We start from the raw sequence: 12,581 nt of genomic DNA, 5'->3' as shown, positions 1-12,581 counted from the left end.
GCCGCATTGCCAAGTGAAGTCAATGGAAAGGGAATCATGCCTCGAGTCAGACTGATCAAGCCTATTGTCACGGCATGTGCTGTTTTGTCCATGGGAATGCCGCTGGTTCTGGCTTCCACCGGCACCATCACGCCGGTGGCTTATGCTGACACCTACGACAACTTGGTCAATGCGCAAAACCAGCACGCGGCCAGCAAGGCGAGGGAAGCGCAGTTGCGTAGCCAGCTGTCGGGTGTCGAGTCGTCATTGGCCGACAAGATTGTGGAACTTGATGATCTGACGAACAATCAAATTCCTGAGGCCCAAAGCAAGGTGACAGCCGCCAACGATGCGGCTGCGGCTGCCCAAAGCGAGGCTGATGCGGCGGCCAACCGTTTGCAGGCCGCGCGCAAAGACAAGGAAGACCTTGAGCATAAGATCGCCCAGACAGGCGAGGATTATGATGACGCGCATGCCGCCGTGGCCCAAGTGGCGCGTGAATCAATGCATGGTTCCGACACGTCAGACATGATGAGCGTGATGACGGGGTCCAAAGACACCAAAGATTTCATCCAGTCGATGCAGTCGCGTGACGCCATCTCTCGTAACGAAGCGAACGCCGCTTCGGATGCCGCTGACGAGCTCAACACGTCGATGAATCGTGGGGAGCGACTCAAGGCCATTGAAAAGCGTATCGAAACGCTCAAGCAGACCGCCGACGAGAAAGCCGCGCAAGCGCAAAGCACAGCAGCCAAAGCCCAAGCTGAGCGCGATGCGTTGGATAAGTTGCGTGTACAAGGTGAAGCGGCCCGTGCCGAACTGGAATCCAAGCAGGACCAGTTGAAGTCCGATGCCGCGAAGCAAGCCGCGAAAACGGTGATGCTCTCGTCCCAAGTCGACTCCTATAACCGCCAGTATCAGAAGGAACAGGCCGCTGCCGCCGCACAGGTCACAATCAACCAAGCCCAGGGTACGACGCGTCCGACATCCTCCCAAACTTCAACTCCAGCCACTCCGTCAACCCCGTCGCAGCCTTCGACTCCGGCCACACCCGCGCAACCGGTAACACCCGCGGCTCCGGTGACGCCAGTGACACCCGCGGCTCCGGTGACGCCAGTGACACCCGTGACTCCCGTGACACCGACACCAACGCCCGTGGCGCCTTCGCCCACGGGGCAGGGCACATCCAATGGTGATTACGGCAACGGTTATGTACCCGGCCAATGTACGTGGTACGCCTACAACCGCCGTAAGGAAATGGGCATCAACACGCCTTCGTATCTGGGCAATGGCGGCCAATGGTGGGCCACCGCCCCGAGCTACGGGTTGCGCGTGGACCATGTGCCGCAAGTGGGCGCCGCCGTCTCGTTCCTGCCAGGACAGGCTTGGGCTGATCTGACCTATGGCCATGTGGCTGTGGTGGAAGCTGTGTATGGCGATACGATTCTTATTTCTGAAATGAATGTGAAAGGCCCTTACATCACATCGACGCGTACGCTGGCTGGAGCGGGCCAGTTCTGGTATGTGCACTGATCAATGTTCATAAGGAGAACACAGCATGGCGAAAAAATCGTCAGGCGTGCGTGATGGCATCATTGCGCAAAACAAAAAAGCCCGGCACGACTATGCCTTGGAAGATGAATATGAGGCGGGCATTGTACTGACCGGCACGGAAGTGAAATCATTGCGCGAAGGACGCGCGTCCCTGGCGGAAGCGTTCATCTCGATTGACCGGCGCGGCGAGATTTGGCTTGAAGGCGCCAACATTCCTGAATACCTCAATGGCACATGGAACAACCATGCGCCCAAACGCAAACGCAAGTTGCTGCTGCATGGCGCACAAATTGAGAAGCTTGCACGCCAGACCCAAGCCAAAGGCTACACGATTGTGCCGTTGAGCCTGTATTTCAAAGACGGTCGTGTCAAAGTCAAGATCGCGTTGGCCCGAGGCAAGAAGGAATTCGACAAGCGCCAGGCGTTGCGTGAAGAACAAGACAAGCGTGAAGCGTTGCGCGTGATGCGATACCGCAACAAAGTGGCGCGTGGTATTTAAGCATAGTTGCGGTGCACGTAGTAGGGCGCTGCGGACGATGGGTCGGCGGGAATGATTCCGCCGGCCCATCGTTGTACCTGCGACCCTGGTGAGGTTGCCTACTGCGCCTGCGTCTGCGGCTGTACTTCATCTCAAGGTGTGGTCGGGACGGTATTTCTATCTCATATGACGGAATGAATTGGGGGTTCGATACCGTTTCGTAGCACTGCGTTCTTATGCTTCGGGGCAGTTGGCGGTTTGCCGTCACATTGAAGAGATGAGAGGAATCATTCCATGAAGCATAGTGATACCCGATCCTTGACCACATGCGCAGCCGCCGTGCTTGCCGCATTCCTGTGTGTGACCTCCGCCGCTTGTGGTACGAGTGATGAAGCGAAGTCGGAGTCTTCCTCATCGGCTTCCACGTCGTCGTTTGATGCGTCCAAGATTGCCAAGGACGATGAGATTGCGGCCATGGTGCCCGAGGCTTATGCCAAGGACGGCAAGCTCATCGTCGGCATGGATACGACGTATGCCCCCGCTGAGTTCCTGAATGAGGACGGCAAGACGCCGGTCGGCTATGACGTGGATCTGGTCAAGGCCATGGCCGCTGTCATGGGTCTGGAAGCTGAGCCCACGACGAGCAAGTTCGACCTGATCATCCCGTCTGTTGGCGATAAGTACGATATTGGCGTTTCCTCGTTTACCGTGTCTCCGGAACGTATGGAAGCCGTTGATTTTGTAACCTATTACAAGGCCGGATCGCTGTGGGTGACGCGCAAGGGCAATCCCGACAAGGTCGATACCGCTGACCTGTGTGGTCTGACCGTTGCTGTGCAGACGGGCACCACGCAGGAAGAGGAAGTCACCGAAATGAACAAGCAGTGCGTGGCTGACGGCAAGAAGGAAATGGAAGTGCTCTCGAGCGCCCAGCAGACCGATGTGACCACGAATGTGGCCACCGGCAAGGCCGTCGCGTTCTTCGCCGATTCGCCGGTTGGTGAATACGCGATCGCTCAGACCGGTGATGTGCTCGAGCCTTTGGGTGAAAATGAAGGCGTGGCTGTGCAGGGCGTCGTCGTCAAGAAGGGCGACGAAGCCATGGACAAGGCTGTGCAAGCCGCAATCCAGAAGCTCATGGATGACGGTACGTATGAAGAGATCCTGACGACGTGGGGCGTGAAGTCCGGCGCCATCGACAAGTCCGAGATCAACCCCAAGACCAACTGATCCACACTCCTCTACTACCTCAGCCCCATCACCGTTCGCCCTTCGCTGTCGTTGCGCCTTCCTCCCGCACGTAAGCCAACTAGTTTACGTGCGGATAGGGGAGGGGTGCCGTTTTTCTAGAGTCCTTGAGCTTTCTAGGTTTTTTTGGGGGGTGTTGGGATTTCTTTCCCGCACGTAAGCCAGTTACGTTACGTGCGGGAAAGAAGGTCCGGTTTTGCCGGTCCCGTTTTCTTCACACCTCTCTCCGCACGTAAGGTAACTAGCTTACGTGCGGGGAAGGGGGATGGTGGTTTCCGGGTTTCCGTGGTTTTCGGGGTTTCCTTTGGGCTGTTCAAGTTGATGGCCGCACGTAACGTAATTGCGTTACGTGCGGATTGGGGATAGGGCGACCGTCGCTCTCCGTGCTCCTTTCTCCCGCACGTAAGCCAGTTACGTTACGTGCGGTTATGGAAACGTTGAGATTGTATTGATTTCTGTAGGAACCCTCATGGCCGCACGTAACGCAATTGCCTTACGTGCGGGAAGGAAGGCGATGCACCCTTGGGACGGCGTGTCGTGAGTGAGGACGGATGGCATGGGATATCACGGGGGTGCATATTATGCTTGCTTGTGCATAATATGCGCTATGTAGCCATTTCGCCGTTCCGTAGCATGTGGGACGGCACATCATATTGTGTGGAAGGAAAGCGATGATTGCCAACCCGTTCAAGAAGTTCGCGGCATTTGTGCTGGCTGCCGGTCTGTGTGCGGGTGCCGCTGCGTGCGGCACCACCGATGAGACCACGTCGGATTCGGCGCAGGACGCCGCCAAGTTTGATGTGTCGGCAATCGTCAAGGATGATGCGCTGGCCAAGATGCTGCCAGCATCGGTGCGTGACTCTGGCGAGTTGACCGTGGGTATGGAATTGAGCTATGCCCCTGCCGAGTTCCTGGCTGAGGACGGCAAGACGCCAACAGGCTATGATGTGCAGCTTTCCCAAGCATTGGGTCGTTTGTTCGGTTTGGAGACCAAGATTGTTTCCACCACGTTCGACACGATTGTGCCATCGGTGGGCAGCAAGTTCGATTTGGGCATCACGGCCATGACAATCACGCAAGAACGGATGGATTCCGTGGACTTTGTGAGCTACTACAAGGCCGGTTCCATGTGGGTGGTCAAGAAGGGCAATCCTGAGAAGGTCGATACGAAGGACCTGTGCGGCGACATCATTGCCGTGCAGACAGGCACCGTGCAGGAAGAGGAAGCCAACAGCATCAAAGAACAGTGTGCTGCTGACGGCAACAAGGCTGTGGAAGTGCAATCGATGAAGCAGCAGACCGATGCTGCCACCAATGTGGTCATGGGCAAGGCCGACGTGTTCTATGCCGATTCGCCGATTGGCGGTTATGCGATCTCCCAGACCGATGGTCAACTGGAACAGCTGGGTGAGAACGCGGGTACCGTGCTGCAAGGCATCGCAATCAAGAAGGGCGATACCGAACTGGCCAAGGCTGTGCAAGCCGCCATGCAAAAGCTCATGGATGACGGCGACTACATGAAGATCCTGAAGGCCTGGGGCGTGGAATCGGGCGCTATTGACAAAGCTCAGATTAATCCGAAGGAACTGGACTGACCGCAGTAGTCCCGGCGCGGCGGTTTTACATGCTTGCCGCGTCGAATCCACCCACGTTGTGGGCGCATGACACATGTGCCCACAACGTCATGCAACAATACCGATAGCGATTTTACGCATCTTGTGCAGCACGGCTGTGCAGAGTAGAGGAGAGAACACGATGCCACATCATGTTATGGAGGACGGCGAAGGCTTGCCTGTGCCGAATCGCATTGTCGCCAAGCCTGTGCGCAAAACGGGCCAGATTGTGGCGGCTGTCATTGTGGCGCTGTTGGCCGCGATGCTGCTTCATGGGTTGATTACCAATCCGCGTTTTGAATGGAACGTCGTTTGGAAGTATCTGTTTAATGAACGTGTGCTCAGCGGCGTTGGATACACGCTGTTGCTCACGGTCATCTCGATGGTCGTAGCCATTATTCTGGCTGTAATCCTGGCCATCATGCGCAAGTCGGTCAATCCTGTGCTGCGCGGTGTCAGCTGGTTCTTCATCTGGTTCTTCCGTGGCACCCCTGTCTATACGCAGTTGGTGTTCTGGGGTCTGTTCGCCGTGCTGATTCCCAAGCTCAGCCTTGGCATTCCATTCACATCAATCGAATTTTGGAGTGTCGATTCAAAAACGGTCATCACGGCATTCAACGCCGCATGGATCGGTTTGGCGTTGAATGAAGCCGCCTATCTTTCCGAGATTGTGCGCGCCGGTCTGGAGGCTGTCGATCCTGGACAGACCGAAGCCGCCCAGGCGTTGGGCATGAAGCGTGCGCAAATCATGCGTCGAGTGGTGTTGCCGCAAGCCATGCGCATCATCATCCCTCCCACAGGCAATGAAACCATCGGCATGCTCAAGACCACGTCACTGGTTTTGGCGGTACCGTTCACATTGGAACTGCAGTTCGCCACGAACGCCATCGCCAACCGTATTTACAAGCCGATCCCGTTGCTGCTGGTGGCTGCGATCTGGTACCTGTTCATCACATCAATCATGATGGTGCTGCAATCACGTCTGGAGAAGCACTTCGGTAAAGGATATGAAGCCCGCCCAGTCGGTTCCTCAGCCAAAACCCCGTTACCGGGCAAAACTGATGGCGAACCCAAGGACGATGTGGCCAAGACGAACGAAGCGATATTCACTGGTCTAAATGCCTGACCCCGTGCAAGGCCCCAGCAGTTTCGACAAGCTGATGGGGCACTCGGTGGTATGAGCAGCAGGCGGAAATAACAATACAACTTGAAAGTACACGCGGTAACGAAACCCGTGAACGATGAAGGACGCAACATGACGCAAGCAACGAGCACTCAAAGCCAGAGCGCAGGCACGCCAGCCATTGAAGCCAAGCAAGTGCATAAAGCCTTCGGAGACCTGCATGTGCTCAAGGGCGTGGACCTGACTGTGCAACCCGGCACGGTGACGGTGATTCTCGGCCCCTCAGGATCGGGAAAATCGACGTTCCTGCGTCTGATCAACCAGCTGGAGACGTTGACGGGCGGTGAAATCGACGTGGACGGCGAGATGATCGGCTACCGCTGGGAAGGTGAGGGAGCCAAGCGCCATCTGCAAACGCTCAACGATAAGCAAGTGGCGGCACAGCGCGCCAAACTTGGCATGGTGTTTCAGAAATTCAACCTGTTCCCGCATATGACGGCGCTCGAAAATGTGATGGAAGCCCCGGTGCACGTCAAGCGCATGGATAAGAAAGAGGCTCGCACATTGGCGATCCGCGAGCTGGAACGTGTGGGACTGGGGGAGCGCCTTGACTATTATCCGGCGCAGCTGTCGGGCGGACAGCAGCAGCGCGTGGCCATCGCAAGAGCGCTAGCTATGCAGCCGGAAATCATGCTGTTTGATGAGCCCACCTCGGCACTGGATCCTGAACTGGTGGGTGAAGTGCTCACAGTCATGCGTTCGTTGGCGGACGGTGGTATGACGATGGTCGTGGTGACACACGAAATCGGCTTCGCACGAGAGGTTGCCGACCAAATTGTCTTCATGGACGGCGGCAAAGTCGTGGAACAAGGTGGTCCGGACATCATTGACCACCCGCAGGAACCGCGATTCCAGGACTTCCTGCAGCATGTGCTGTGACGTGCAGAATTGTTTCTCGACAAATGATTAGGGATTGATGGTTCGTTTCTCTCTCAATTGACTAATTTTTATCAAGATATATTGTTGAATATGTCACAACGCGGTGACATATTATTTTGATGGGAAATGAGGATGAGAAGGGTAGAAAAATCACTCCTTATATCACTGCGCATAATGGGATTGTGCAGTACTGGGAGTGTGGCGCAAGCCGTGGAGGTTGCGCAATGAAGGGTTTTGATTGTGCTGTAATTGTTACGGTAGCTGCAATGGTGGGAATTGCATGTGCTGGTTGTGGACATACTGAAGGGTCAATTCTTGATGCTGAACCACAATTTTCTAGTGTGCATGCGGAATGATATGAGAAGCTCTATAAGGAAACTTCTTCTGATTTGGTGCGCCGCGTAATTCGGGATGAGAAGATTGCGGAAATAGAATTCAGTGCGATTCAGCAAGCCTATGGTCAATGTTTGATTGACAAAGGATATGCGCCGACCTTTAATGAAGACGGTTCGGGAAGTGTGTCGTCTCCGCCTGAATTGGTTGATTCCACAGACAAGGATATGGAACAGTGCAATGCTGATCCAAATTCGTGAACTCGACACTATGAAATGGGGATGGTGCAGTGAAATTCTTTGGGGGATTGCGAAAACGTAACAGACACGATGAACGTGATGACACGCAACAGTCCGAAAATCCGGTAGCTGCCGACCGTAATCGCGGTGTGCGGCACAGCCGGGGCGGTAGCGTGACGCTTCCGGTCGTGGCTCTGCTTTTCGTCATGGCGCTAGCGCTGGGAGCCGTTCTTGCGTTCGTTGTAATCGGAGCAATAACGCCACGTGAATATGTGTCGGCATCCCAGGAGTCTTACATTGCAACTGAACCGGAAGTCTATGATGACGCGCGCGGTGACACCGCATATTGGACAAAGCGATCATGGTTGTGTGGTTGGCGATACTGGACCGCGTGAAATAGTGATTGTCGACTCCCGACTGGGGCACACCATGGTTCAGCCAGTGGATAATGCACCGTTGACCCAAGTGGTTACGAACGTGCAGGGTCGGTCATCATGCCTGCGCTGAGTGAGCTGTTGCACGAACCGGTTGCCGCACCTGTCGATGAACCGCGCGTGCTACTGCATGATGTCAGCCATCAGTTTCCTGGCTCCAACCTGCTGTTCCAGCACGTTACGGCACCATTGTATGCGGGTCATGTGTATACGTTAACCGGACCTTCTGGCTCAGGAAAATCAACGTTGTTGTCAATCATTGCCGGATGGACCCAACCCACCCAAGGCTATGTGCAACGTGATGCCGACAGCTGGATTTGCTGCGCATTCCCGTCCGCAGCTCCCCGGCCATGCGGCTCCAGCTGCTCCATTGCTTGCCGCAAACACGCGCTATCTAAGCTATGCTAGTGCCCATGTGCGGAATCGTAGGATATGCAGGAAACCCGAACACGGCATGTGGCAAGCCTCTGGAAGTGTGCTTGCAAGGGTTGGAACGACTCGAATATCGCGGATATGACTCGGCCGGCGTGGCGGAAACTGCGCCAGGCATGGGGCATATCGTTGTGCGCAAAAAGGCCGGACGCTTGTCGAATCTCGTCAGCAGTCTTGAACAGCAGCCGCTGCCGCCGGCCACGGTGGCCATTGGCCACACGCGTTGGGCAACGAACGGCGTGCCCTCGGATGTGAACGCGCATCCGCATACAAGCCAGGATGGCAACGTGGCGCTCATCCACAACGGCATCATTGAAAATGCATCCCAGTTGCGCCTCGATTTGCAAGCGCAAGGCTACCGGTTCTCCTCGGCCACCGACACGGAAGTCGCGGCCAAACTGCTCGGCAAGATTGTGGATGCCGTCATCGAAGAAAAAGGCCATTCCGATCTGTTTGAAGCGGTCCAGCGTTTGGGCCGCATGTTGGAAGGCGCGTTTACCATTCTGGCCATTGATTCGCGTGAGCCTGACGTGGTGGTGGGCGCTCGGCATGATTCCCCGCTCGTTGTGGGCTTGGGTGAGGGAGAGAACTTCCTTGGTTCCGACGTGGCGGCGTTCGTGGCCTACACGAAGCAAGCCATGGAAATCGACCAGGACCAGACCGTCAAGGTGACAGCCGATGAGGTCATTGTCGCTGATTTCAATGGCACGATTGTGGAGCATCCGAAAACCTACACGGTGGATTGGGATGCTTCCGCCGCGGAAAAAGGCGGCTGGGATTCGTTCATGGACAAGGAAATCCATGAGGATCCGGCGGCCGTGCAGCGCACGTTGATCGGCCGCATGAGTGATGATGGCACAATCCATCTTGATGAAGTGCACATCGACGAGCATGAACTCAAGGCTGTTGACAAAATTATCGTGGTGGCTTGCGGCACGGCTTCTTACGCGGGCATGGTCGCCAAGTACGCGATTGAACATTGGGTACGCGTGCCTGTGGAAGTCGAGTTGGCCCATGAGTTCCGCTACCGTGATCCAATCCTGACGCCGCGTACGCTCGTTGTCGCCATCTCACAGTCAGGTGAGACGATGGACACGCTCATGGCGTTGCGTCACGCCCGTGAACAGGGTTCGAAGGTGCTTGCCATCTGCAACACGCAGGGTGCCAGCATCGCCCGTGAGTCGGATGCCGTGCTTTACACGCACGCCGGTCCCGAGGTCGCCGTGGCATCCACGAAGGCGTTCGTCGCGCAGATTACGGCCGCCTATATTCTGGGGTTGTATCTGGCCCAGCTTAAGGGCACCGTGTTCCGCGACGAGATTCGCAACACGTTCGACCAGTTGCAGGCCATGCCGCGCAAGATCCAGTGGGTGCTCGACACACAGCCGAGCACCATTGAGCAGGCCGCTGTGCAGTTGGCTGACGCACGGTCGTTCCTGTTCCTGGGCCGTCACGTGGGCTATCCCGTGGCCATGGAAGGCGCGCTCAAACTCAAGGAAATCGCCTACACGTTCACTGAAGGTTTTGCTGCCGGCGAGCTTAAGCACGGCCCGATCGCGCTGGTCGACGAAGGCGAGCCGATCGTATTCATCGTGCCTCCGGCCCGCGGCCGCAACGTGCTGCATGCCAAAGTGCTGTCCGGCATTGAGGAAGTCAAGGCCCGTGGCGCCTATATCATTGCCGTGGCCGAGGTGGGCGACAAGGATGTGGAACGTTACGCCGACGTCATCTTCTGGCGTCCCGAATGTCCGACGTTGATGAGTCCGCTCGTCGACGTGGTCCCACTGCAGTTGTTCGCCATGGATATGGCCAAGCAGAAGGGCTATGACGTGGACAAGCCTCGCAATCTCGCCAAATCCGTGACTGTTGAGTAACGGTTTGGCTGCCAGCGCTCGCTGCCACCGGTTTGTCACTGACGAGCCCGACATTCCGTTCACACTACCAGTGCTGTACGAGGATGAGCGCATCATCGTGGTGGACAAGCCGCATTTTCTTGCGTCGATGCCGCGCGGCATGTGGTATCGGCAGACCGTGCTCATGCGCGCTCGGCAACAGTTTGGTGAACAAGTCACGCTGGCTCATCGGCTTGACCGCTTGACAGCCGGCGTGCTTGTGCTCGTGCGTGACCCGCAGTTTCGTGGGGCGTATCAAACGTTGTTTGAGCAACGTCGCACCACAAAAATATATGAATGTCTCGCGCCGCTCAAACCGGCACGCCGTCCGCCTACAGGCACCGTGCGTGCGTTGGAGCCGCCGCGGTCGTTCCCGCTCGAACGGCGCTCGCGCATCGTCAAAATGCGCGGTGTGCTGCAAGCGCGCGAGCAGCGTGGGCAAGTCAACGCAGTGACGTTGATTGAACGCGAGGAACTTGCGCCCGGTATCACCGTTGCGGATGGCCGCGCCGTAGCCCGGTACCGGTTGCATCCGTGCACGGGAAAGACACACCAACTGCGCGTGCATATGAACAGTTTGGGGTTGCCGATGCTCAACGATCCGTGGTATCCGCGCGTACTGGACGTGCCTTACGATGATTTCTCACGTCCGCTGGCTTTGGTCGCGCGCGAATTACAGTTCGTTGACCCCGTTTCCGGTGAGACAAAAATGTTCATTTCCGAGCAACCGCTCTTGGCCAACCGCACCTGAAACCGTTGCGTTTCTGCCGAACTCGTCGCGACACACGGTAAGGGCGGCCACCAAATTTACACTGGAACAACAGCTTGATGAGACTTGACGAGAAAGGAGCCGCAATGACCAGCATCATGCGTACTCGTGTCAGCCGGGCATGGACGGCTCTGCTCGCATGCCTGAGCGTGCTGGCGCTGGTGGCGTTGACAGCGGGCTGCGGTAGTGCGCGTTCGTATGGCCGCACGCAACTGACCGTGTGGTCGTGGGAACCCAGCATGCCCCAGCTGGTCAAAGGTTTTGAACACGACAATCCGGACGTGCATATCACGTTGGTGACCAATGCGCGCTACGAGGAGCTGAATTCGGCGATTCAGGATGGCTATGGCATGCCCGACATCATGCAGCTCGAGTATTTCGCGCTGCCGCAGTATGCCGTCTCCGGACAGATTCGCAATCTGACCACGCGAACCGATGGATACGAAGCGTTCTATACGCCAGGATCATGGGCTTCCGTGGGCATGGATGGCAACGTGTACGGGCTGCCGATGGATTCGGGTCCCATGGCGTTTTTCTACAATGACACCGTGTTCAAACAAGCCGGTGTGGACGCAAGCAAGATTCGCACCTGGCAGGATTACTATGATGCGGCACGCAAGCTGAAAACAATCGGTGTGAATATCACGTCAGATGCGGGGGAGGCCAGTTTCTTCGATGCGATGGTCTGGTTGGCGGGTGGAAAACCGTTCACCACGTCGCGTGATGGGCATGACGTTGGCATTGATTTGCTTGGCGATGCGGGAACGCAAGAGTTCGCACGATTCTGGCAGCGCATGGTTGACGAGGACCTGATTGACACGTCTACCACGATGTGGTCGGATGCGTGGAAGAAAGCCGTGGGGGATGGCACCATCGCATCGGTGTTCGCCGGAGCTTGGATGCCGTCATTGCTGCTTGCCGACGTGCCCGGCACGGCCGGATTGTGGCGTGTAGCGTCAATGCCCACACCAAATGGCAACGCTACAAACGCGGAGAATGGCGGATCGGCGTTGTCGGTGTTGACATCGAGCCGCAAACCCGATGCGTCATGGCGGTTCATTGACTACGTATGTCATTCGCGCACGGGTATTGATACGCGTGTCAAAGGCGGTGCATTCCCGGCCGATGTGGCCACGTTGGACAGTCCAGAGTTTCTTTCGCGCACCACCGTGACCGACAGTCACGGAGTGCAAGTGCCGTATTTTGGCGGACAACAGTTCAATCGTGTGCTGTCGGAAGCGGCCAAACATGTGTCCACGCAGTACCAGTACTTGCCGTTTGAAGTGTATGCCCGTTCCGACTTCCGCTCTACGGTGGGCAAAGCGTATACGTGGGCCAATAATTGGCAACGTTATCGCATGGAATATCAGCGTATGCTCGCTGGAAAAACCGGGAACGCACGCAATCCCCAATCCCCAGGCCTCATGGTCACGATTGAAGACGGCTTGTCGCAGTGGCAACAAAACCTACGCGAATACGGCATCAACCAAGGTTTCACCGTCACCGACAATTAAACCCATGCCATGGGCGCACTGGGTGCAATCTCAG

General features: G+C 56.5%; 12 protein-coding genes. All 12 read left to right on the top strand.

Features of this window, described 5'->3' with window-relative positions:
* Nucleotides 1–90: 90 nt before the first annotated feature.
* The 12 genes from BGLCM_RS08535 to BGLCM_RS01175 all read left to right on the top strand — a co-directional run bounded on the left by BGLCM_RS08535 (nucleotide 91) and on the right by BGLCM_RS01175 (nucleotide 12,547).
* Nucleotides 91–1,512, top strand: a complete 1,422-nt coding sequence (locus tag BGLCM_RS08535; protein WP_006295060.1) for a CHAP domain-containing protein — start codon at nucleotides 91–93, stop codon at nucleotides 1,510–1,512.
* A 25-nt stretch (nucleotides 1,513–1,537) separates the two neighbouring features.
* Nucleotides 1,538–2,032, top strand: a complete 495-nt coding sequence (gene smpB / locus BGLCM_RS01215) for an SsrA-binding protein SmpB (RefSeq protein WP_006295059.1) — start codon at nucleotides 1,538–1,540, stop codon at nucleotides 2,030–2,032.
* Between the two features lie 273 nt (nucleotides 2,033–2,305).
* Entirely contained in the window at nucleotides 2,306–3,241 is a 936-nt protein-coding gene (locus BGLCM_RS01210; protein WP_006295058.1) for an ABC transporter substrate-binding protein, read from the top strand.
* A gap of 689 nt (nucleotides 3,242–3,930) precedes the next feature.
* Nucleotides 3,931–4,854: an ABC transporter substrate-binding protein gene (locus BGLCM_RS01205; protein ID WP_006295057.1), complete on the top strand. Its 924-nt coding sequence runs from the start codon at nucleotides 3,931–3,933 to the stop codon at nucleotides 4,852–4,854.
* 160 nt (nucleotides 4,855–5,014) lie between these two features.
* Nucleotides 5,015–5,998, top strand: a complete 984-nt coding sequence (locus tag BGLCM_RS01200) for an amino acid ABC transporter permease (RefSeq protein ID WP_148401444.1) — start codon at nucleotides 5,015–5,017, stop codon at nucleotides 5,996–5,998.
* A gap of 129 nt (nucleotides 5,999–6,127) precedes the next feature.
* Nucleotides 6,128–6,934 (top strand): amino acid ABC transporter ATP-binding protein, encoded by an 807-nt coding sequence (locus BGLCM_RS01195; protein ID WP_006295055.1) that lies wholly within the window; start codon nucleotides 6,128–6,130, stop codon nucleotides 6,932–6,934.
* A 119-nt stretch (nucleotides 6,935–7,053) separates the two neighbouring features.
* Nucleotides 7,054–7,290, top strand: coding sequence for a hypothetical protein (locus tag BGLCM_RS08400; protein ID WP_006295054.1), 237 nt, complete (start codon nucleotides 7,054–7,056; stop codon nucleotides 7,288–7,290).
* A 33-nt stretch (nucleotides 7,291–7,323) separates the two neighbouring features.
* Nucleotides 7,324–7,527 carry a hypothetical protein gene (locus BGLCM_RS01190; RefSeq protein ID WP_006295053.1) on the top strand — a complete coding sequence of 68 codons (204 nt, stop codon included), beginning with the start codon at nucleotides 7,324–7,326 and terminating at the stop codon, nucleotides 7,525–7,527.
* 473 nt (nucleotides 7,528–8,000) lie between these two features.
* Complete coding sequence (locus tag BGLCM_RS08205) at nucleotides 8,001–8,348, top strand: ATP-binding cassette domain-containing protein (protein WP_006295050.1); 348 nt, start codon at nucleotides 8,001–8,003, stop codon at nucleotides 8,346–8,348.
* 5 nt (nucleotides 8,349–8,353) lie between these two features.
* A complete protein-coding gene (gene glmS / locus BGLCM_RS01185; protein ID WP_044084457.1) occupies nucleotides 8,354–10,246 on the top strand; it encodes a glutamine--fructose-6-phosphate transaminase (isomerizing) in 1,893 nt (630 codons plus the stop codon).
* Nucleotides 10,247–10,250: 4 nt separating this feature from the next.
* Nucleotides 10,251–11,015, top strand: coding sequence for a pseudouridine synthase (locus BGLCM_RS01180; protein ID WP_044084456.1), 765 nt, complete (start codon nucleotides 10,251–10,253; stop codon nucleotides 11,013–11,015).
* Nucleotides 11,016–11,119: 104 nt separating this feature from the next.
* On the top strand, nucleotides 11,120–12,547 hold the full coding sequence (locus tag BGLCM_RS01175; RefSeq protein ID WP_044084455.1) for an ABC transporter substrate-binding protein: 1,428 nt from the start codon (nucleotides 11,120–11,122) through the stop codon (nucleotides 12,545–12,547).
* Nucleotides 12,548–12,581 lie beyond the last annotated feature (34 nt).

The organism is Bifidobacterium gallicum DSM 20093 = LMG 11596, from assembly GCF_000741205.1.
Lineage (GTDB): Bacteria > Actinomycetota > Actinomycetes > Actinomycetales > Bifidobacteriaceae > Bifidobacterium > Bifidobacterium gallicum.
The sequence above is the reverse complement of the archived record's forward strand: the minus strand, read 5'-3'. Positions and strand labels throughout refer to the sequence as shown.